This is a genomic window from Vibrio sp. Vb1980, from assembly GCF_033338615.1.
Taxonomy (GTDB): Bacteria; Pseudomonadota; Gammaproteobacteria; order Enterobacterales; family Vibrionaceae; genus Vibrio; species Vibrio alginolyticus.
Genome location: NZ_JAWOSZ010000014.1, coordinates 32,909 through 53,647 on the forward strand (window position 1 = coordinate 32,909; position 20,739 = coordinate 53,647).

At 45.2% G+C, this 20,739-nt stretch carries 19 protein-coding genes; 9 read left to right on the plus strand and 10 right to left on the minus strand.

Annotated elements, in window-relative coordinates; translation table 11 throughout:
• The first annotated feature begins 15 nt into the window (after positions 1-15).
• Positions 16-825: a MetQ/NlpA family lipoprotein gene (locus R7F64_RS18420; protein WP_005381966.1), complete on the plus strand. Its 810-nt coding sequence runs from the start codon at positions 16-18 to the stop codon at positions 823-825.
• A 111-nt stretch (positions 826-936) separates the two neighbouring features.
• On the opposite strand, the gene R7F64_RS18425 is transcribed toward R7F64_RS18420, so the two are convergent.
• Together R7F64_RS18425 and syd are read right to left on the minus strand one after the other, a co-directional pair.
• Complete coding sequence (locus R7F64_RS18425) at positions 937-1,713, minus strand: Zn-ribbon-containing protein (RefSeq protein WP_213898615.1); 777 nt, start codon at positions 1,711-1,713, stop codon at positions 937-939.
• A gap of 2 nt (positions 1,714-1,715) precedes the next feature.
• Positions 1,716-2,261 (minus strand): SecY-interacting protein, encoded by a 546-nt coding sequence (gene syd / locus R7F64_RS18430; RefSeq protein WP_025768899.1) that lies wholly within the window; start codon positions 2,259-2,261, stop codon positions 1,716-1,718.
• A gap of 108 nt (positions 2,262-2,369) precedes the next feature.
• Here syd and queF point away from each other — a divergent pair, with 108 nt between their 5' ends.
• The 5 genes from queF (at position 2,370) to xni (ending at position 9,835) form a co-directional block, all read left to right on the plus strand.
• Positions 2,370-3,215 (plus strand): NADPH-dependent 7-cyano-7-deazaguanine reductase QueF, encoded by an 846-nt coding sequence (queF, locus tag R7F64_RS18435; protein ID WP_318071966.1) that lies wholly within the window; start codon positions 2,370-2,372, stop codon positions 3,213-3,215.
• Positions 3,216-3,379: 164 nt separating this feature from the next.
• Complete coding sequence (locus R7F64_RS18440) at positions 3,380-5,662, plus strand: tetratricopeptide repeat protein (protein WP_318071967.1); 2,283 nt, start codon at positions 3,380-3,382, stop codon at positions 5,660-5,662.
• 98 nt (positions 5,663-5,760) lie between these two features.
• Positions 5,761-7,326, plus strand: coding sequence for a sensor domain-containing diguanylate cyclase (locus R7F64_RS18445; protein ID WP_258647040.1), 1,566 nt, complete (start codon positions 5,761-5,763; stop codon positions 7,324-7,326).
• A 291-nt stretch (positions 7,327-7,617) separates the two neighbouring features.
• Positions 7,618-8,994, plus strand: a complete 1,377-nt coding sequence (ppnN, locus tag R7F64_RS18450; RefSeq protein WP_005383611.1) for a nucleotide 5'-monophosphate nucleosidase PpnN — start codon at positions 7,618-7,620, stop codon at positions 8,992-8,994.
• Between the two features lie 58 nt (positions 8,995-9,052).
• Positions 9,053-9,835 carry a flap endonuclease Xni gene (xni, locus tag R7F64_RS18455; protein WP_047010150.1) on the plus strand — a complete coding sequence of 261 codons (783 nt, stop codon included), beginning with the start codon at positions 9,053-9,055 and terminating at the stop codon, positions 9,833-9,835.
• Between the two features lie 108 nt (positions 9,836-9,943).
• Here xni and rlmM read toward each other — a convergent pair whose 3' ends face one another.
• The 7 genes from rlmM to pomA form a co-directional block, all read right to left on the minus strand.
• A complete protein-coding gene (gene rlmM, locus R7F64_RS18460) occupies positions 9,944-11,035 on the minus strand; it encodes a 23S rRNA (cytidine(2498)-2'-O)-methyltransferase RlmM (RefSeq protein WP_017820611.1) in 1,092 nt (363 codons plus the stop codon).
• On the minus strand, positions 11,032-11,430 hold the full coding sequence (locus R7F64_RS18465) for a DUF423 domain-containing protein (protein ID WP_042521214.1): 399 nt from the start codon (positions 11,428-11,430) through the stop codon (positions 11,032-11,034). The genes rlmM and R7F64_RS18465 overlap by 4 nt, the downstream gene beginning before the upstream one ends.
• The gene (locus R7F64_RS18470; protein ID WP_005383614.1) at positions 11,420-12,043 is read right to left on the minus strand and encodes an alpha/beta fold hydrolase; all 624 of its coding nucleotides are present in this window, start codon (positions 12,041-12,043) and stop codon (positions 11,420-11,422) included. Before R7F64_RS18470 ends, R7F64_RS18465 begins: the two co-directional genes overlap by 11 nt.
• On the minus strand, positions 12,024-12,944 hold the full coding sequence (locus R7F64_RS18475; RefSeq protein ID WP_005383616.1) for a transcriptional regulator GcvA: 921 nt from the start codon (positions 12,942-12,944) through the stop codon (positions 12,024-12,026). The genes R7F64_RS18470 and R7F64_RS18475 overlap by 20 nt, the downstream gene beginning before the upstream one ends.
• Before the next feature lie 510 nt (positions 12,945-13,454).
• Positions 13,455-14,903, minus strand: coding sequence for a tRNA uracil 4-sulfurtransferase ThiI (thiI, locus tag R7F64_RS18480; RefSeq protein WP_005383617.1), 1,449 nt, complete (start codon positions 14,901-14,903; stop codon positions 13,455-13,457).
• Between the two features lie 211 nt (positions 14,904-15,114).
• Entirely contained in the window at positions 15,115-16,062 is a 948-nt protein-coding gene (locus tag R7F64_RS18485) for a flagellar motor protein MotB (protein ID WP_005383619.1), read from the minus strand.
• 14 nt (positions 16,063-16,076) lie between these two features.
• The gene (gene pomA, locus R7F64_RS18490) at positions 16,077-16,838 is read right to left on the minus strand and encodes a flagellar motor protein PomA (protein WP_005381564.1); all 762 of its coding nucleotides are present in this window, start codon (positions 16,836-16,838) and stop codon (positions 16,077-16,079) included.
• A 263-nt stretch (positions 16,839-17,101) separates the two neighbouring features.
• Here pomA and xseB point away from each other — a divergent pair, with 263 nt between their 5' ends.
• Genes xseB through dxs form a run of 3 tightly spaced genes read left to right on the plus strand, consistent with a single transcriptional unit; the run spans position 17,102 to position 20,136 of the window.
• On the plus strand, positions 17,102-17,344 hold the full coding sequence (gene xseB / locus R7F64_RS18495) for an exodeoxyribonuclease VII small subunit (protein WP_005381566.1): 243 nt from the start codon (positions 17,102-17,104) through the stop codon (positions 17,342-17,344).
• 21 nt (positions 17,345-17,365) lie between these two features.
• Positions 17,366-18,250: a (2E,6E)-farnesyl diphosphate synthase gene (ispA, locus tag R7F64_RS18500; protein ID WP_042521208.1), complete on the plus strand. Its 885-nt coding sequence runs from the start codon at positions 17,366-17,368 to the stop codon at positions 18,248-18,250.
• A 20-nt stretch (positions 18,251-18,270) separates the two neighbouring features.
• The gene (gene dxs, locus R7F64_RS18505) at positions 18,271-20,136 is read left to right on the plus strand and encodes a 1-deoxy-D-xylulose-5-phosphate synthase (RefSeq protein ID WP_005383623.1); all 1,866 of its coding nucleotides are present in this window, start codon (positions 18,271-18,273) and stop codon (positions 20,134-20,136) included.
• Positions 20,137-20,183: 47 nt separating this feature from the next.
• On the opposite strand, the gene pgpA is transcribed toward dxs, so the two are convergent.
• Complete coding sequence (gene pgpA, locus R7F64_RS18510; RefSeq protein ID WP_031780838.1) at positions 20,184-20,690, minus strand: phosphatidylglycerophosphatase A; 507 nt, start codon at positions 20,688-20,690, stop codon at positions 20,184-20,186.
• Positions 20,691-20,739: the final 49 nt, after the last annotated feature.

Below are 20,739 nucleotides of genomic sequence, written 5' to 3' on the forward strand. Positions count from 1 at the left end.
TATAAGGAGATAAAGATGAAATTTAGCCTTAAAGGTCTTTTGACTGTAGCAACGGCCGCCTCTGCTCTTGCTCTAGCGGGTTGCGGCGACAAAGAAGTAGACGTAAACAAAGTAAAAGTTGGCGTTATTGCTGGTGCTGAAGCACAAGTAGCCGAAGTTGCCGCTAAAGTAGCAAAAGAGAAATACAACCTAGATGTTGAGCTAGTAACATTTACCGATTACGTAACACCAAACGCCGCTCTGGATGATGGTTCAGTAGACGCGAATGCGTTCCAGCACAAACCATACCTAGACCAACAAGTGAAAGACCGCGGCTACAAACTGGCTATCGCGGGTAACTCATTCGTTTACCCTATTGCTGGTTACTCAAAGCAAGTAAAATCAATTGATGAAATTCAAGATGGCGCACGCATCGCAGTACCAAACGACCCAACTAACCTAGGTCGCTCACTACTGCTTCTTGAGCAGCAAGGTTTAATTACGCTACGTGATGGCGTTGGTCTACTCGCTACAGTACGTGACATCGTAGGCAACCCTAAAAATATCGAAATCATTGAACTAGAAGCCCCACAGCTTCCACGTTCACTGGATGACGTAACGCTATCTATCATCAACACCACTTACGCAAGCTCTATCGACCTATCGCCAGAGCGTGACGGCGTGTTCGTTGAAGATAAAGACTCACCATACGTAAACCTAATTGTCGCTCGCGAAGAAAATGTTAATGCGCAAAACGTACAAAACTTCGTAAAAGCTTACCAAACGGAAGAAGTTTACGAAGCGGCAAAAGAACTGTTCAAAGGCGGTGTTGTGAAAGGTTGGTAATCCCACTTTTCAAAACATGACTGAAAACAACGTTCTAAACACAAAAGGGCTGATGTGAAAACATCAGCCCTTTCTATTTGTCTATCTACCCATTTAAGTAGCTTCAATTCGCTACTTAAGATGGTCCCAAGAGATATTCGACACGATTCGGCAGTCATCACACTTAAAATGAAATATGTCATGTAGTGGCTCATCGAGTAGCCACTCGCCATCGCATTTTGGACACTTGCGCGCTTTCTCGCTCTCCAGCGACTGACCACCGACACGATACTGGTAATAGTACGTAGGGATCTTCGTGATGTATTCGATACGGCCACGTAAGTCCCAACCTCGGCGAAACAGCACACTATCCACATCGCAAATTTCGTGCAGCGCCGCATGTTCCGCTCGGCAACCCCCTGCCATTTGGATTTCATCACACGCTTGCCACTCAGTCTGCCACTTAATGACGGCTTTATGGTCTCCATTAAGTGTTGGCTCATTACGATACAAAGGAATTGGCAACAGGGTTTCACCACTTCGCAAAGGCGAACACGTATGAACATAAGTCGTGTACAACACTTGCCAGCTAGGTGTCTCTTCTTCGGCTGCTTGTTCTGAATTCAAATCACGCCCCAGCATACGCATTTTCGGAGCAAGCAAAGACGCATCCGACAAACGGTTCATGCACACTGTGACGAAATCTGAGTGATAACGTGGATGCAAGCTGTCTTGTTCTGGGCAAACAACACGAACGAAAAATTCACCTTCTCCCATCACTATCGGAAATTCACGACCCAATACTTGGCCGTTGTAACGCAGAGCATCCATCAAGCCATTAATGGCTTTGTCTACCGCGCTGACGGTGGTGTTATCAAAACACTCAAACTGCAACTCAACAACATACATACTTAGACGGCAGCCTCTAACTTATTCAAGAACTCAACCAATGAATCTGCCAATACATCACGTTTAGAGGTGCCCAAACGCTCTAGAATCACATTGCCAGTGAGGTTACAAATAGAAATCACATCCATTTCCTCATCTGTCGCTGCGATAAATACTGTTGGTTTAAGTTTCAAGCGGCGCTGCGTCACCAAATGACCAAGAATATTTTCTTGTAGACGCACGAAATCGTCATCGCTCCAGACTTGCAGCAGCGTCAACGAATTACCTTGCCAAGTTGCCTCCATATCAGCGCAGTATTGAGAACCATAAAAGGCTTTAACATCATCTTGCAGTGACAACTCAATCGCATTTTCCACATTGGTGAAATCGGCCATTTCATCACGTGCGACCGCTTTCCAAAGCACCTTTCCATCACGCTTCTCTTCGACACAAGGAGAAACAAGCTCTGCAAGCTCTTCACTGCTTGGCAACTCATTGTGCTTAGCTTGCCAAGCTTGTTGGTAGCGCAGGCTGAACTCTTGTAGCGCCTGAGTAACGTTTGGGGTCATGAAGGTCTCCTCATTCCTTATTTATCAGATAGCCGTACTTGCCGGATGGCAATTGACCAGCGGATTCAGTAAAATTCTCGCCATTCTAATCGAAAACGACCACAAAGTATGAGCAAATATTCTGACGCTAAAGAGCTTGCTGGCCTAACACTAGGTAAAACGACCGAGTATGCGAACCAGTATGACCCAAGCTTGCTGCAACCAGTCCCTCGCAGCCTGAACCGAGATGACCTCCAGTTAGGCGATACTCTGCCTTTCATGGGGCACGACATTTGGACGCTGTACGAACTGTCTTGGTTAAATAGTAAAGGTTTACCACAAGTGGCCGTTGGCGAAGTATACATTCCAGCCACCAGTGCAAACTTGATTGAATCGAAGTCTTTCAAACTGTACTTAAACAGCTATAACCAAACCCGCTTTGCAAGCTGGGAAGAAGTGACTGAGCGTTTAACACAAGACCTGTCTGAATGCGCAGGTGAAAAGGTGCTGGTTGAGGTGAATCCAGTGACCCACTATACCAATCAACCTATCGTAACAATGGACGGTGAATGTATTGATGACCAAGACATTAACATCACCAGTTACGATTTCGATGCCGATTTGCTTGAAGGTGCAGCAGGTGAAGTACAAGTTGAAGAGGTGCTACATAGCCACCTATTGAAATCAAACTGTTTGATCACTAACCAACCCGACTGGGGCAGTGTAAAAATTCGCTACCAAGGCGCAAAAATAGATCGTGAGAAGCTGTTACGTTACTTAGTGTCTTTCCGCGAGCACAATGAGTTCCACGAGCAGTGTGTAGAGCGTATTTTTACGGATCTAATGAAATACTGCCAACCAAGCAAACTGACCGTATTTGCCCGCTATACGCGTCGTGGTGGCTTGGATATCAACCCTTACCGCTCAACGGAACAAGATAAGCCAGCTCACAATCACCGTATGGCTCGTCAGTAAGCGCATAGGCAACAGAAATAAGTTCGGCAATCTAAAGGGTTGCCGGACGTTTTTATTGTCCAAGCATGTTACTATATCAAATGGCTTCAACCCGCATTTAAACGGCTAATTGAGGCTTTTCGCCGTTATCGCCATATCTAAAAACAGTTCGAGGGAACGAAAGGATGTTTTGGGACAGTTCGCGTCTATTCAAATTGATTGGCTTTCTTTGCTTGCTGTTTGTACAGCCACTTCATGCAACCATTTTATCGTCCGCGTTACTCAACGAAGCACAACAATTGGCGGAAATAGAGCCATCACAAGCAAAACAAGCGGCAACCAACTATTTGTCACAGCGTGAACTAACAGAACGCAAAGAAAGTGACAGCCCTTCAGCCATGTCTCGCGACGAAACAGATCGTAGCGTTCGCACACCAAGCAGCACCATCGAAGCGCACAAGATTATCGCTCAGGCAGATTACGCCATGGGTAATGTTCGTTCGGCTATCGAGCACCTAAATAAAGCGGAACGCTTAGCGCAAGAATATCAATTGCCGTACATGGACTTAGATCTCCAGCTGATACGCAACCAAATGATTTGGATGTACGACGAAAACTACTCAAAAGCGGAAGACACGCTTAACCAAATTGAACAACAGCTCGATGAAGCCGATGCCGTATTACAACGCACCGACAGCGTTCGCTACCGACTAATGATGCAAAGAGCACTCCTCGCTTCACATAGTGGCGATGTCATTAAAGCGGAAAACTTGTACTCTGAAGCAAAGACCATGCTTGACGATAGCCGCTCTGAGTTAGCCTTGATCGACTACTACACTGCCGTCGGCGAGTTTTACCTCAATAGCAAGAAATACAATTTGGCTTTGTCAGAACTGCTATACGGTTATTGGCAATCTATTGAAAGTAACAGTGGTGCAAGATTAGCAAAAGTGAATCGCCTTTTGGCTAGGCTCTTCCAGGAGCGACGAGTGTACGACAAAGCGATCGAATACTTATCTCAAGCCGCAGATTTTTATGACTCTTACCCTAGCTCTCCGATCCTAGCGGACGTCCTAGAGCAAATGGGCGACATCTACTTTTATCAGGGTAAGTTTAACCTTGCGTTAGTGCATTACTTCAACGTACTTGACCATGAAAGTACCAGTAAGAACATCAATAGAATCATTAAAATTCGCTTAAGCTTGGCGGCTACCTACCTACAACTCTATAACTACGCGCTAGCAGAGCAGTACTTAGACCGCTCTAAAGAGCTTTTAGAATACACCAATATTCCTAAGCTTGAAGCAAAGGCTGCCCTGCTTCAGTCAGGTCTGGCTTATCATCAAAATGACAGTAAAGACGTCATTACTAATGCAAAGCTGGCTTTAGCGCTTGCTGAAAAGTCACCTGAAAATAACAACTTCATTAAGCAGCAGTCATACCGTTTACTTGGGTTGGGTTACGAGCAGGCAGGCGAATACAAACTTTCTCTGCAAGCTTATAAAAAATACACCAACCTCGTTCGTCTAGAACAAAAGCAGCTTAACCAAATCAGTGAGGATGCGTTCCGTCAGCAAAAAGAATTTGCCGAACAAACCATCCATTACATCGGTCAATCAGAACGCTTAGAGCAAGTGGAAAGAGAGCATCGTAAATTCCAGAAAATCTCATTTGCATTGTTTATTACTGTCTTGGTCATGTTTTTGTTCATTATGCGCCGTGGTGTCATTATGCAGCGCCAAGCAAGTGAAATCGAAAAACTGCGTAACGACCTCTTCACCCACTCTCGCTCTCGTTTACGTAACTTGCGTATGCTGAATGTTAAGCTTTCTCGCTCATTGAAAAAGTCGAGCGAAACTTTCGAGCAATGGCAAATGGGTGAATTGATCCACGAACCACTTAATGATCGCCTACGCTTTGTTATGATCGATTTGCCATTCTTACGAAGCATGTACGTCCATAACGGCTATAAGGCAGGTCTAGAACTAGAACGGGCATTTGGCGACTTCCTTGCGGAAAAAATAGAAAAACCGTCGCGTCTTTACCATTTCTCAGATGCGAACTTACTCTACATAGAACCGAACGCTGACCGTGATGCTTCTGCCGAAGTCATGTTCGAAAAATTCCAGACTTGGGTGGATGAGTTCGCACAGCAGCACAACGTCAATCGTATTATTCGTATGGGCATCAGTGATTATCCGTTCTTACCCCGAGCCTACACTGCAATTAACGATGAGGAATTACTCGATCTGTTGTTGCTTGCGACTCACATCGCACGAGAAGTCAGCTTGAAGGATAAGCAAAGCCACTGGGTGTTCTTAAAAGCCATCGATAATGCGCCTGCTGCTAGCTTTGCAACAGGTAACATAAGAACTGCCTGTCAACATGCCATTAGCCAAGGCCTGATCAAGATCCATTCGTCCTACAAGAATGAGGACGACATCAAGAAAATATTAAAAAATGGATAATTAAACGCCTGTTGAACGTAATAACTAATGACGCTATAAAGTTTTTTGTTATTATCAGATAATTGTCAGTAGTACATGGACTTAACCGTAGTCACTTCATGGGAATCTTGGAATCCGATATTCAGTCGCAGCTGCATCAGCTGAGTTGTCAACTTGACCAACTCAGACTGACTCATCGTGATACTTCACTCAAATTCAAACGTGAACAACAAGTTCTTAAACGCGTTGTGGCATCATTGTCTTCAGCTTGCCAGGGTTCGAATACTCAGGTATCCAACTACCTATTTGAAATCCAACAAGAGCTGCAACATCAAAAAGATATCAGCACTCTTATCCCGCGTTTAGCGGTATTAGAGAGGATGCTCAAACAGCAGTCGAAGACGATGGATAAACAGAACGGTTACCTTGACGAACAAATCAAGCACAGTGGTGAAACACTGCAACGTGTCACGGGCTTACCTGCGCAGTTAAAACGTGAACTACGGAACCTGATGAGTTTCTCTGAAGTTCACGCCAGCAATAAAGCTGATCAAGCCACTAAGCTACTGAGTATTTACGAACGCGCTCTGAAAATCATTACGTCTAATTCACGTCTACATCTTAGTGAATTTGAAAACAATCCTGACAGATCTCAACTTGAATGCTTGGCCAGCGACCTTCAACATACTATTACAGAGCTGGATTTCGAGGGAGAATCAGGCGATAGATTGCTGGATATTCGCGCTAAGTTGCTCCTTGGCGTGAGTGCCGAGTCTCTCATTGAGCTTACGCTCTCAACGCTGAAATTGGTTGTCGAAGCAACAAAGTTCGAGCGCGAGGCGTCTAGCCAATTCCTTGATCAGCTGAACACTTCTCTCGCAAGTAACCTAAAAACCGTTCATCAGAACGTCGACCAGCATCATACCTACTTTGAACACCGCCAAGAGCTCAACACAGAAATGAACAGCTTGGTTGAATTAAGCCAAAAGTCACTTAATCAAGCTCAAGATATCGCGGTTGTGAAAAAAGAAATCACGCCTCTTCTCGAAAAAATGGCGTCGCTGACAGAGCGACTGAAAATGACGGAAGAGCGAGAGCAAGCGCTGCAAGAGCGGTTAAGTTACAGTAAGAACCAACTCGAAGCGGTATTTGAAACTACGCAAGATTATCGTCGACGCTTAGATGACCAAGCTCAGCGTATGTTGCTCGACCCGCTGACTAAAGTTTATAACCGCACTGCATTTAACGATCGACTAGAGCTAGAGTATCGCCGTTGGATTCGCTCTCAGCAAAACCTTCGTGTTGTGCTATTTGATGTAGACAACTTCAAAGCGGTGAATGATAGCTATGGTTATACGGCTGGCGATAAAGCGCTGAAGATCATCGCTCGTACTATTAACAAGCGCGTATCAGAAACGGAAACAGTAGCTCGCTTTGGTGGCGAGGAGTTTATTCTACTCGTCCCGGAACAATCTGAAGAATACACACTGGATCTGATTAAGCATATCCAGCGTGATATTAGCCAATTACCCTTTAAGTTCCGTGAGCAAAATATCATGATTACCTTAGCTGCTGTATCGACGTCTTTCAAAGAGTCCGATACGCCAGAGTATGTGCTCGATCGTCTTGGCAAGATGCTTGCGGACGCTAAAACACGTGGAACAAATCAGCTTAACTGGAGCTAAGATTCGTACAAAAAGCGAGCAAACAAACCAAATTTGGTGCAATCTACGCTTTATAACCACCCATTTTCAACGAGTTATCACATTTCTTCCCTTTTAGTCTGCTAAGCTGTAAAAACCCAAGTCACTTCAAGATGATGTATTTATAAAAGGCAAATGTATCATCTTGAGGTTGCTTGGGAGTTGATAACCATAAAACCAAATCGGCCAACTACCTTTCATCAAACCATACGTATAACACCCAAAAGGTAAGTTGGTACTTTCCCTCAAATTAATGCAACACAAGGAGGCGTTATGATTACCCATATAAGCCCCGCTGGTAGCATGGACTTGCTATCTCAACTAGAAGTAGAGCGCTTAAAGAACACAGCCTCGAGTGAACTTTATCAGCTGTACCGTAATTGCACATTAGCGGTGTTGAACTCCGGTAGCCATACCGATAACTCGAAAGAACTGCTCGATAAATACCAATCGTTTGATGTCAACGTCGTGCGTCGTGAGCGTGGTATTAAGCTTGAGCTGACTAATCCGCCAGAGCACGCTTTTGTTGACGGCGAAATAATTAAAGGTATCCAAGAGCATCTGTTCTCCGTATTGCGTGATATCGTTTACGTAAACATGCATTTGGCAGACGCCCAACGGCTCAACCTTACTAACCCAATTCACATTACGAACCTCGTATTCGGCATTCTTCGTAATGCAAGAGCATTAACTCCAGGTATCGCACCGAATCTTGTCGTATGTTGGGGTGGTCACTCTATCAATGGAGTGGAGTATCAGTACACACGTGAAGTGGGTAACGAACTGGGCCTGCGTGAACTTAACATCTGTACAGGTTGCGGCCCTGGCGCAATGGAAGGGCCGATGAAAGGTGCAGCGATTGGGCACGCAAAGCAACGTTATACTCAGCAACGTTATCTTGGTTTAACCGAACCCTCGATTATTGCGGCCGAGCCACCAAACCCAATAGTAAATGAACTGGTCATCATGCCCGACATCGAAAAGCGCTTGGAAGCTTTCGTCCGTATGGCTCATGGTATCGTTATTTTCCCAGGAGGCCCAGGCACAGCGGAAGAGCTACTGTACATTCTTGGCATCATGATGCACCCGGATAACGCCGATCAGCCAATGCCTATCGTATTAACAGGACCAAAAGAAAGTGAAGAGTACTTCCGCTCTATTGATGAGTTCATTCGCGACACACTTGGTGAGGAAGGGCAAAAGCACTACGAGATCATCATTGATGACCCGGCAGAAGTCGCTCGTATTATGAAACGCTCCATGGACTCGGTACGCCTTCACCGAAAAGAGAAAGGCGATGCGTACAGCTTTAACTGGTCATTGAAAATTGAGCCAAACTTCCAACTGCCATTCGAGCCTACTCATGAGTCGATGGAACAATTGGATTTAAGCCTAGATCAAGAACCGCAAGTTTTAGCGGCCAACTTGCGTCAAGCCTTCTCTGGCATAGTGGCAGGTAACGTAAAGGCTGAAGGCATTCGAGAAATAGAACGTAGAGGGCCTTTCACCATTCATGGCGACGCAGTCCTCATGAAAAAACTCGATAAGTTGCTAAAAGACTTTGTCGAACAGCACCGAATGAAATTACCTGGCGGTTCAGACTACGAACCGTGTTATCGAATCGCTCACCCGGAAATTGGTGGTCGATAGTCAGGCTAGCATTCGTTACACTAGGGGCATTACGCCCCTTTTTTATTGCTAAGTCATTATGTCTATTCATCTTGTTATCATTGATGCCCTAAACCTGATCCGCCGAGTGCACTCAGCACAACCAGATCCAACCGACATAGCAAGAACCATAACCACAACGCAAAGAACCCTCACTCGCATTCTGTCAGAGGCCAACCCGACACACATCATCGCGGTTTTTGATCACCACGAACAAGACAGAGGTTGGCGCGCTGAAATTCTCCCTGACTATAAGCAAAACCGAAAACCAATGCCTCAGCCATTACTGCAAGGGTTAGATGCGATTCAACAAGCGTGGTGGGAGCAAGGTATTGATTCATTGCTGTCTGAAGGCGATGAAGCAGATGATTTGGTTGCTACACTCGCAACGAAAGTGGCTAGCCATGGTGAAAAAGTCACCATCGTTTCCACAGACAAAGGTTACTGCCAGCTACTTTCCCCTACCCTACAAATCCGTGATTATTTCCAACATCGTTGGTTAGATGAACCATTTATCGAAAAAGAGTTCGGCGTAAAACCAAGTCAACTAGCGGATTACTGGGGATTAACAGGGATAAGCTCTAGCCAGGTTCCGGGCGTACCTGGAATTGGCCCGAAAGCAGCGAAAGAGATTCTCACTCAGTTTGAGAGTATTGAAGCTGCCTACGCTAGTGAAGATCTCGTACCGAAATACCGTAAAAAATTGGATGAGCACATTGAGTCTGCTCGTTTATGTAAACGCGTCGCCGCTTTAAAGTGCGATATAGAACTAGGCTTTAACTTGCAAGATATTCGCTTTTTAGGGCCAAACAAAGCGGAGTAGTGCCCGATGGTAGTTTCACACCATGAAACCCTCAGATATTAAAAAAGCGCCATTTGAAGGCGCTTTTTCTATTCTAATCACTATCCCCAAAAGACTCAGGGAATAAAGTTAGTAAGGTGAAATATTCGACAGACATTGGATATGAATCGTGATCTCTTCACGATCATGATACAAATGTTTAGCTTGTAGCTTGAACTTTACCTTATTATCAATGAGGAACTGCTTCAGATTTTCAAGGTCTTGCAGCACTTCGTCATAACGCCCTTTCATTGGCAGCTTAAGGTTAAAGATAGCCTCTTTTGCCCAACCTTTTAACAGCCACTGTCCCATCAGGTGAGCAACACGAGCTGGCTTTTCCACCATGTCACAAACAATCCATGTTACGTTCTTGCGGTCTGGTTCGAACTTAAAGCCATCCACCATATGGTGTTTGATCTGGCCAGTTTCCATCAAACTGTCTGCCATCATGCCGTTATCAACGCAGTGAACGAACATTGAGCGCTTCACTAATTGGTACGTCCAACCGCCTGGACATGCACCTAAATCCACACCCCACATACCTGGTGCTAAACGCTCATCCCACTCTTCACGTGGAATAAAGACATGAAATGCTTCTTCCAGTTTAAGTGTTGAACGACTTGGAGCGTCTGCTGGGAATTTAAGGCGAGGGATACCCATGAAGAACTGTGAGTTGTTGTCAGTGTAAGAGTAACCAACGTAACAGTGGCCAGGCTCAACAAAGCAAATGTGCAGTACTGGTTTTTTCGCGTTATCTTTGTTCAGCATTAAGCCTTTGCCGCGCAACGCTTGACGCATTGGGACGGTAAACTTACGGCAGAATTTCAGTAGCTCTTTCGCTTCATTTGTATCTGGCGTTTCAATTCTCAAATCACCACAACGAGGGAATGCTTCAATGTCTGCTAGTTCATTCAAAATTGGACTAATGCGGTCATCACTTGGCAACGATTGAAACTCAGCTGCTACCGCAAACATTTGTCGAGCAAAAATTAAAGACTTAAAGTCTAAACCTCTCGCAAGTTTGTCGGCATCTCCATCTTGGTAACACTCGAAGACAACATAACCTGAGTTTCTCTTCACACGAGGGAAGCCATACACTTCCAACTGTGTCGCTTTGTCCTGAATTTCACCAGCACACTCTTTCTCAAAGCCAGAACGGCAATAGAGCATTAGTTGTTTCACTTGGAGACCTCTTTGATATTGAACGCAGCAAAAAAGAACAGACACCAACCAATCATGAACAGTAATCCTCCCACAGGAGTAATTGGCCCAAACCACTTAATGCCCGTCAGCGCCAGCGCGTAAAGACTGCCGCTAAAACAAAAGATGCCGATAATAAAGCAAATCGCCGCAATGAAAAAATATTTTTGTGCTTTTTGTCCCAAATTGAGCAGAAGCAGAATGGCACAAAACACAATCGCCAACGTGTGAATAAATTGATACAGAACTCCGGTCTCAAATACACCGAGCAAATAAGGGGCCAGTGTCGCTTTTAGCCCATGAGCAGCAAATGCTCCAAGAGCGACCGAAATCAGCCCAGACAGAGCAGAGAATGAGAGTAACCACTTACTTTTCACTGTACACCTCTTTTATAAACGCCGCTAACTGCTCTATCGCGAGTGCAATGTTACCCACTTCAGTATGACCTGAGATCTTGCGCGGTTTGAAGCTGTGGTCACCATCAGGTAAAAAGCTCACCGTTACTTGTGACGAAAGGACGAAATCATCGAATTCCTCACGCTTACCAAAGGTGTCTCGTTCCCCTTGCAGAATCAGCGTAGGTTTCTCAATGGTTGCTAAGTGTTCGCCTTTGTATTTCTCTGGCTTTCCCGGCGGGTGAAATGGAAACCCTAAACAGGCAATGCCCGCCACCAGCTCATTTTCAGCCAACAAGCTCGACATACGACCGCCCATTGACTTACCACCAATAACCACGGGAGAAGAAGTAAAGTGAGCGATCACTTCGCTGTATGCTTCGAGCAACTTTGGCGCGCGATCGGGCGGACGCTTTTTGCCATCTTCCGAACGTTTCACCATGTAAGGGAAATTAAAACGCACTACACGAATACCTTGCTCCACTAATCCTTTGGCGACCGCTGTCATGAAATCATGCTCCATCCCCGCACCTGCGCCGTGAGCAAAAATAAACAGCGGTCCGTTTTCAGGTCCCTCAGCTATCCAGTGATTCATCCAATACTTCCTCTTGTTCTTTTCTCGCGGTTGCTAACATCCAATCTCTAAACGTTGCGATTCGGCCCATATCTGCCTGCTGTTCATGACACACCACATAGAATGCATTCTTAGATATCAACACCTCGTCGAATGGTGCAATGAGTCGCCCGGCTTCCATTTCAGGTTTGGCGAGTACGTTGTTACCGAGCGCGACCCCCTGACCGTGTGCAGCAGCCTGTAGCACCATCGTTGAGTGACTAAAAATAGGACCGTGGTTTACGTTGATGCCTTCAATGTTGTAATGACGAGCAAACTGCTTCCAGTCTTTACGCGAAGTATCGTGTAACAAAGTATGTAATTTGAGGTCACTTAAAGATTCTAATGGTTTGTTACCCAAAAGTAATGAAGGTGAACAAAGTGGGATCAAAAACTCTTGGTACAATTTATCTGCTCGCAAACCTGGCCAGTTCCCACGGCCATAGTAGATCGCCACATCAACATCATCAGTCAGTGAGCCTTCATCCATATCTACGGCTTTAATACGAACATCGATATCGGGCTCTTGAGCATTAAAATCGGCCAAACGAGGTACAAGCCATTGGATAGCAAAACTCGGCGGTAGGCTAATCGTCAATGCCCCTTTTTCGCTACGTTCCAACACCTTATCTGTCGCTTCCGCAATCGAGGTGAAAATATCTTTGATATCGAGAAAGTAACTTTGGCCTTCTTCTGTTAACAACAAAGAACGATTACGTCGACGGAAGAGCTTCAATGATAAGAACTCTTCAAGCGCTTTAATCTGGTGACTGACCGCGGCTTGAGTAACAAATAACTCTTCTGCTGCTCGTGTAAAACTGAGATGACGAGCAGCCGCTTCGAAGACTCGAAGCGAATTTAATGGAGGCAATCTGCGAGACATATGGGACCTCTAATAGGATTAGTTTTTTTAATCTGAAACATTATAAAATGTCCGTTGTCGAACAGCCAGATAAATTCTATATTTCACCCCGCAACACGGGCCTGAACGGCTTGATTTCTTTGGAAATCAATTGGCTTCGTTGTTGCGATGTTGTGTTTGCAAACTCGTATTTCGAGTTAGGTAGATTTCTACCATAATGTTTTGTCCACACTCCCTGTGACAAAACATATACTTCCTGTATTTATTTTTGACCTGTCTGTCAAATTTGTTACACCGCCTAAATTAGGCGGTGTTTTTTTATCTATCAAAAATCTCATCCGCATATCTGGCAGCAATATCACTTTATTACTCTTCTTTCGGATTAATTATCGTTATATCAACACAAAGTGTATGGCTTTGCGATAAGCCTCAACATTATGCTAAGTAATGGTTGTCTGTAACGCGATCAAAAACAAAAAAGGCGCAAATTGATGTCTCAATTTGCGCCTTTTAACGTATTTTAACAGTCAGCTATGGACGGTAAACTTTTACGTTGCTGAAGCCTTGCTCTTGCAAGTAAAGCGCTTGCAGACGGCTCATCACACCGCGGTCACAGTAAAGTAGGTATGTCTTAGACTGGTCTAAGTCACCAAACTGTGTACCCAGCTTGTAGAAAGGGATATGTTTCACATCCACACCTTCGATTTCAAGTGGGTTATCGTCTTCCTCTTCAGGACTACGAATATCTAGCACAACCGCGTGCTCTTCTACCGCTTGAACTTGCTCTACTTCTGGTGCGGCTTGCTCAGACTCTTTCGCAATATCACGAATGTCCATCATGCGAGCTTCTTGAACCACTTGCTCAAGGATACTAAAGTCGAATTTCTCTTCTTCAGCTTCTAGCTTGCCTTTCACCGCTTTCACGGTTGGCTTCTTAGAGATAACACCACAGTATTCTGGCATTGTCTTCGCGAAATCTTCTGTGCCGATTTCACGTGCTAGATTGATGATGTCTTCTTTATCCCAGTTGATAAGTGGACGCAGAATCAGCGTGTCAGTTACGTTATCGATGTGGCGTAGATTGGTTAGCGTTTGGCTCGATACTTGACCTAGCGCTTCACCTGTTACCAATGCTTCGATCTTCATCTTCTGAGCGATCATGCCTGCTGCACGCATAAACATACGCTTCAAGATCACGCCCATTTGGCCGTCATCGACTTTCTCTAGGATTTCCGCAACCACAGGCTCGAAATCAACTGAGATAAAACGTACTTTTGCTGAAGAACCGTATTTGTTCCATAGGTAGTGAGAAACCTGCTTAACGCCGATTTCGTGTGCTGGACCACCCAAGTTAAAGAAGCAGTAATGTACTTTTGAACCACGCTTGATATGAAGATAGCTTGAAACACCAGAATCGAAACCACCCGAGATCAGGCTTAACACGTCTTCTTGCGTACCCAGAGGGAAACCACCTAGGCCTTTATGACGAGACAATACTTGGTTTAGCTTGTCGTTCGAGACTTCTACCTTGATCGTCACGTCTGGGTTTCGTAGCTTAACACTAGCGCTTTCAATCGCTTGATTTAAACCACCGCCTACATAACGCTCTAGTTCAATAGAGGTAAAGTCATGCTTGCCACGACGCTTCGCACGTACAACAAAGGTTTTATTTTCGAGTGCAGCACGGTTGAGTTCTAGCACTTGCTCGAAGATATCGTGCAAGTCTTTAAATTCAGTTTGCTTCACTTCCAGTACGTGGTGAATGCCTGGTGTATGAGTCAAAACCTCAAGAACTTCAGCGTGGAATTCGTTACTCTCAGAGGTCACTTCAATGTGATCACGACGGTTAAATACCGCGACAGACTCCGTGCGGCTCTTAATGATGTTACGAATGTTGCACTCTAAAATCTTTGTGAAGCGCTTACGCACAGATTCACTTTTTACAAAAATTTCTGGATGGGGCTTTACAATAAATTTCATAGTCTAATTCGCAGGTTAGTTTCGCAATCAACAAAGAGTGACACTCAACTTCAATACTTCATACGCAGTAAAACCGCGTTTCAGTCACAAAAAGTAGTCTGAGCTCACTTTTAAGGCGCAAGATTATACACCCAAGCGGATTGGAAAAACAAAAAAAGCGAGCAATCTGCTCGCTTTCTTGTCTCTTTACTGACTTAAAACTAAAGCCTAGTTATTGAATTACCGGCACTTCTTCACTGTAGAGAGGCTCGCCTTGCATAATGCTGATTTCAACCCGTCGGTTAAGTGCGCGATTGTCATCAGAATCATTCGGTAACAAGGGCTCCGTATCCGCCATGCCTCGTACTCTTAAACGTTGATGAGAGAAGCCTCTCACTTTCTCCATCTCTTGCGCGACTGATACTGCGCGCTGAGAAGAGAGATCCCAGTTAGAGCGATAAAGTTCCGAATCTAGCGGTCGATTGTCTGTATGGCCAGATACTCGAACAATGCCTGGCACATCTTTTACTAGCTCTGCAATCTGACGAACTAAAGGGCGAAACTTAGGCTGCAAGAAGGCCGAACCTTCTGGGAATGCACCTTTTTCACGCATACGTATAACAATCTGCTGACCGAGGTTTTCAACTTCAATGGCGCCTTGTTCAATCTCTCGCTCTAAGGCTTTCTTGATGCTTTCCATCAAGGTTTCCATCTCTTGCGACATCTCTTTAGATTGCTGTTGCTGCATGTCCGCTTCGGCAGATTCATTGTTTTGAGTTGACGTTTCTGGCGATTGCCCACCCGTTAACTTGCCTTCATCACGTTTTGTGCCACCAGCTCGATCAGACTCCCCTTCATGAAATTCGAGCGTCTGCTGAGTGATGTCCATGGTTTGCTGCATGATGACATCAATCGGAGTTGGTTCCGGCCGACCCGGTCGAAACTCTTGGGCAATAATGCTAGTACCTTTGGGAATGTCTTTCACTTCAAGCTGATTTTGCACACCGAAGGCAAATTTCATTGATCCTGCAATTTGTTTGAACTTCAGTACATCCATCTCAGAAAACGAGAGTAGAAGAACAAAGAAACACATCAGTAGCGACATTAAGTCCGCGAATGTCCCCATCCATAACGGGAGACCGGGTGGCGGACAATCGCATTTGTTATCTTCATCATCCATCACTACTCTCCAAGTTACTCGTCAATCTCAAGGGCACGTTTACCTTCATTGAGGTAGTTCTTCAAGTAACTATCGATCACTCGCGGGTTTTGGCCATCTTGAATCGCTAATACGCCATCCATGATCAAACGGCGATTTAGCGTTTCTTGGTCACGGCGAAGAGAAAGCTTATCCGCAATAGGGAAAAACACCATATTGGACAGGATCGCGCCATACAATGTGGTCAAGAGTGCAACGGCCATTGCTGGTCCAATCGCTTTAGGGTCATCCATGTTTGAAAGCATCGCAACAAGACCAACCAAGGTGCCAATCATTCCCATCGCAGGAGCAACGTCGCCAAAGGCGCGAAATACGCCAGTACCTTGCGTATGTCGTTCATCCGTAAGCGCGATGTCTTTTTTGAGTGCCGCTCTCACAACGTCGGCATCATGGCCATCAACCAGTAGATCAATGCCTTTCTGCATGAATGTGTTGTTTATTTCCATCTCTTCAAGAGCAAGAAAACCACCTTTACGCGCCGCATCGGCCATTTCCACAATTTTTGCGATCAGGTCTTCGGGTTCATCCGCTTTAAACATGAAGGCTTTGCCAGCAATCTTTGTCGCACCAAAAAACTGTCCCATTGTGAACTTCATCAACACGACGAATATTGAGCCGCCAACGACAATAAGGATCGACGTGACATCGACAAACATGCCGATGCTGCCACCAAGCACCATCGCCATAATGACGAATGCAAAACCACCAATCAAACCTAATAGGGTTGCTAAATCCACAAAGCACTCCTCACGCTATACTCAAATACTGCCATTGGGCGGATTATTACCTGTATCGACAACTCGCGCAGAATTTTTAGAAAAATCTTAGCTAATGGATCACAAATTACACTTAACAACCTCAACCAAAATATGGGGTTTCATCGCTTAGACTCGTTGAACGCTAATTTTGTGACAATTATATAAGGTTAAATTTGACCAAGTTACTAGGCTAAGGTAACTTTCGTGCATCTTACCCGAGGCTTGATTAAGGCAGAAAAAAGATGGCGGTCAAGAAACCAGAAAACATGACCTTTGAAGCAACCATTGAAGAGCTTGATAGCTTGGTTGATCAATTAGAAAATGGCGATCTTGCTCTAGATGATGCCCTGCGTAAGTTTGAACGAGGCATTGCCTTAGCTCGTGCAGGCCAAACTAAATTAAGCGACGCCGAACAGCGCGTGAGCATTCTTCTTAGTGAAGATGATGAAGCACCACTGAGTGACTTCAAACCAGATTCAGAATAACAATCAGTAGTGAGCAATGTGATGCAACAGACATTGACGTCTTTTCAACAAAGAAACAATCAGCAATTGAATTTGTGGCTCGATCAGCTTCCATATCAAGAGCAGCCATTGATTCAAGCAATGAAATACGGCCTTTTGCTAGGTGGGAAACGCGTTCGCCCTTTTCTTGTTTACATCACAGGTCAAATGCTCGGCTGTAAACCTGAAGACTTAGACACCCCCGCCGCTGCTATCGAATGTATACATGCCTACTCACTCATTCATGATGATCTGCCAGCCATGGACGATGATGAACTGCGTCGAGGTCAACCAACTTGTCATATTAAGTTTGATGAAGCAACCGCAATACTGACAGGTGATGCACTACAAACTCTTGCCTTCACTATTATTTCTGATGGTCAATTAAGCTCGGCGGCAGAAGCTCAACGCATCAATATGATCAAAGCCTTAGCGCATTCCTCTGGTGCCAGCGGCATGTGTGTAGGGCAAGCCTTAGATTTAGGCGCGGAAAATCGCCTAGTTTCTCTTGAAGAAATGGAAGAGATACACCGTAAAAAAACCGGAGCTCTGATTGATTGTGCGGTAAAATTAGGTGCATTAGCTGCTGGTGAGAAAGGTATCGAGGTTCTACCTCACTTGGAGCGCTACTCAAAAGCAATTGGTTTGGCGTTTCAGGTTCAAGACGATATTCTTGATATCATCAGTGACACAGAAACACTGGGTAAGCCTCAAGGTTCCGACCAAGGTCTGAATAAGAGCACTTATCCTTCCCTGCTGGGTTTAGAGGGAGCCATAGAGAAAGCTCACACTCTGTTACAGGAAGCACTTCAAGCATTGGAAGCTATCCCATACAATACTCAGTTACTCGAAGAGTTCGCCCGATATGTCATCGAGCGCAAAAATTAACACTATAAGCGCGCATTTATATGACTCTTGATATTTCAAAGTACCCAACACTGGCGTTAGCAAATACACCGGAAGAATTACGTCTTCTTCCGAAAGAAACATTACCAAATCTGTGTGATGAACTGCGAACGTATCTGCTAAATTCAGTGAGCCAATCTAGCGGACACTTAGCGTCTGGCTTAGGCACCGTAGAGCTAACTGTCGCTCTGCATTATGTTTACAACACCCCTATCGACAAATTGATCTGGGATGTTGGTCATCAGGCTTACCCGCACAAAATCCTCACCGGACGTCGCGATAAAATGCCAACAATTCGCCAAAAGGATGGTCTACACCCTTTCCCTTGGCGTGAAGAAAGTGAATATGACACCTTATCTGTCGGCCACTCTTCGACATCTATCAGTGCAGGCCTTGGCATGGCCATCAGCGCACAAAAAGAAGGCAAAGGCCGTAAAATCGTCAGTGTGATTGGTGATGGCGCAATTACAGCAGGCATGGCATTCGAAGCCATGAACCACGCTGGCGACGTTCATCCTGATATGTTGGTGATTTTGAACGACAACGAAATGTCGATTTCAGAAAACGTCGGCGCCCTGAATAACCACCTTGCAAAAGTACTTTCTGGTAGCTTGTACACTTCTATCCGTGAAGGCGGTAAGAAAGTGCTGTCTGGTGTTCCACCTATTAAAGAGTTGGTTCGCCGTACGGAAGAGCACCTAAAAGGCATGGTAGTGCCTGGTACTCTGTTCGAAGAGTTCGGCTTTAATTACATTGGCCCGATTGATGGGCACGACGTCAATGAACTCGTCAAAACGCTGAAAAATATGCGTGAGCTCAAAGGTCCTCAATTCCTACACATCATGACCAAGAAAGGCAAAGGTTATGAGCCTGCCGAGAAAGATCCTATCGGCTACCATGGTGTTCCTAAATTCGATCCAACGCATAATTGTCTGCCGAAGAGCAGTGGCGGTAAGCCAACTTACTCAAAGATCTTCGGTGACTTTTTATGTGACATGGCGGCCCAAGATCCTAAGCTAATGGCAATTACGCCAGCAATGCGCGAAGGATCAGGTATGGTGCGTTTCTCAAAAGAGTACCCAGACCAATACTTTGATGTGGCGATTGCTGAGCAGCACGCAGTGACACTGGCAACAGGCATGGCAATTGCGGGCGATCATCCAATCGTTGCTATCTATTCGACTTTCTTGCAACGTGGTTATGACCAATTGATCCACGACATCGCGATCATGGACTTACCAGTGATGTTTGCGATCGACCGCGCAGGTCTAGTTGGCGCAGATGGTCAAACTCACCAAGGTGCGTTCGATTTGAGCTTTATGCGCTGTATTCCGAACATGGTGATCATGGCGCCAAGTGACGAAAACGAGTGCCGACAAATGCTTTACACTGGCCATAAGCATTCTGGCCCGAGTGCGGTTCGATACCCTCGTGGTAGCGGCATGGGCGTAGAAATCGAAACTGAGTTTACGGCGTTAGAAATCGGTAAAGGGCGCATGGTTCGCCAAGGTGAAAAAGTTGCTATTCTGAACTTTGGTACTTTCTTGGGCAACGCGCTAGAAGCGGCAGAATACCTTAACGCCACTGTTGCTGATATGCGCTTTGTGAAGCCGCTCGATGAGGCATTGATTCGTCAACTAGCCGCAGATCATGACGTGCTCGTGACGTTAGAAGAAAATGTTATCGCGGGTGGTGCTGGTGCTGGTGTCGTTGAGTTCATGATGAAAGATAAAATCATTAAACCTGTGTTGAACCTAGGTTTACCAGATGAGTTTATTCATCAGGGAACACAAGATGAACTGCATGAAGAGCTTGGTCTCGATGCAAAAGGAATTGAAAAATCCATCTTGGATTATTTAGCAAAATAGAATGTAAAAAGGGATGCTCATAGCATCCCTTTTTTTACGGTCAACGTTTAATTCATCCAGCCCGCATATTTTGCGACTAGAAACAGGGCAACACCGGCCATAACTCCCGCCACGATATCATCAACCATAATACCCAGCCCACCGTGAACTCGCTTATCTAGCCACCCAATTGGCCAAGGTTTTACCATATCGAAAAAACGAAACAAGATGAAGCCAGTGATCAACCACTTCCATTCAGTGAGTGGAATATTCAGTGCAGGTACAATGCTCATCGTAATCCAAAAACCCGCAAATTCATCCCATACGATTGAACCATGATCATGTACTTTCATGTCTGCAGAGGTCACTTGGCATATTTGAATGCCGATCACACACGAAATCAGAACAACAATGACATACGCCGTAAATGGTAATTGTGCCAACAACAAAAAGAAAGGCACGGCCGCCAGTGTGCCCATTGTTCCAGGGATAAACGGGGATAATCCACTGCCAAAACCCGTCGCCAATAGATGCCACGGGTTCTTTAATGAAATCAGAGAAAGAGGGTTGGTCATATCCTTAAACCTATACTGCTAGTTTGGTTTCAATCGTCATGCCTGCGAG

Bases quoted from the DNA above. Each gene is read 5' to 3' on its own strand.
- xseB (WP_005381566.1), top strand. From the start codon at position 17,102: ATGGCGGTCAAGAAACCAGAAAACATGACCTTTGAAGCAACCATTGAA.
- R7F64_RS18470 (WP_005383614.1), bottom strand. From the start codon at position 12,043: ATGAATCACTGGATAGCTGAGGGACCTGAAAACGGACCGCTGTTTATT.
- R7F64_RS18475 (WP_005383616.1), bottom strand. From the start codon at position 12,944: ATGTCTCGCAGATTGCCTCCATTAAATTCGCTTCGAGTCTTCGAAGCG.
- R7F64_RS18485 (WP_005383619.1), bottom strand. From the start codon at position 16,062: ATGGATGATGAAGATAACAAATGCGATTGTCCGCCACCCGGTCTCCCG.
- ppnN (WP_005383611.1), top strand. From the start codon at position 7,618: ATGATTACCCATATAAGCCCCGCTGGTAGCATGGACTTGCTATCTCAA.
- R7F64_RS18420 (WP_005381966.1), top strand. From the start codon at position 16: ATGAAATTTAGCCTTAAAGGTCTTTTGACTGTAGCAACGGCCGCCTCT.
- R7F64_RS18425 (WP_213898615.1), bottom strand. From the start codon at position 1,713: ATGTATGTTGTTGAGTTGCAGTTTGAGTGTTTTGATAACACCACCGTC.
- ispA (WP_042521208.1), top strand. From the start codon at position 17,366: ATGCAACAGACATTGACGTCTTTTCAACAAAGAAACAATCAGCAATTG.
- thiI (WP_005383617.1), bottom strand. From the start codon at position 14,903: ATGAAATTTATTGTAAAGCCCCATCCAGAAATTTTTGTAAAAAGTGAA.
- xni (WP_047010150.1), top strand. From the start codon at position 9,053: ATGTCTATTCATCTTGTTATCATTGATGCCCTAAACCTGATCCGCCGA.
- dxs (WP_005383623.1), top strand. From the start codon at position 18,271: ATGACTCTTGATATTTCAAAGTACCCAACACTGGCGTTAGCAAATACA.
- syd (WP_025768899.1), bottom strand. From the start codon at position 2,261: ATGACCCCAAACGTTACTCAGGCGCTACAAGAGTTCAGCCTGCGCTAC.
- R7F64_RS18445 (WP_258647040.1), top strand. From the start codon at position 5,761: ATGGGAATCTTGGAATCCGATATTCAGTCGCAGCTGCATCAGCTGAGT.
- R7F64_RS18440 (WP_318071967.1), top strand. From the start codon at position 3,380: ATGTTTTGGGACAGTTCGCGTCTATTCAAATTGATTGGCTTTCTTTGC.
- queF (WP_318071966.1), top strand. From the start codon at position 2,370: ATGAGCAAATATTCTGACGCTAAAGAGCTTGCTGGCCTAACACTAGGT.
- pgpA (WP_031780838.1), bottom strand. From the start codon at position 20,690: ATGACCAACCCTCTTTCTCTGATTTCATTAAAGAACCCGTGGCATCTA.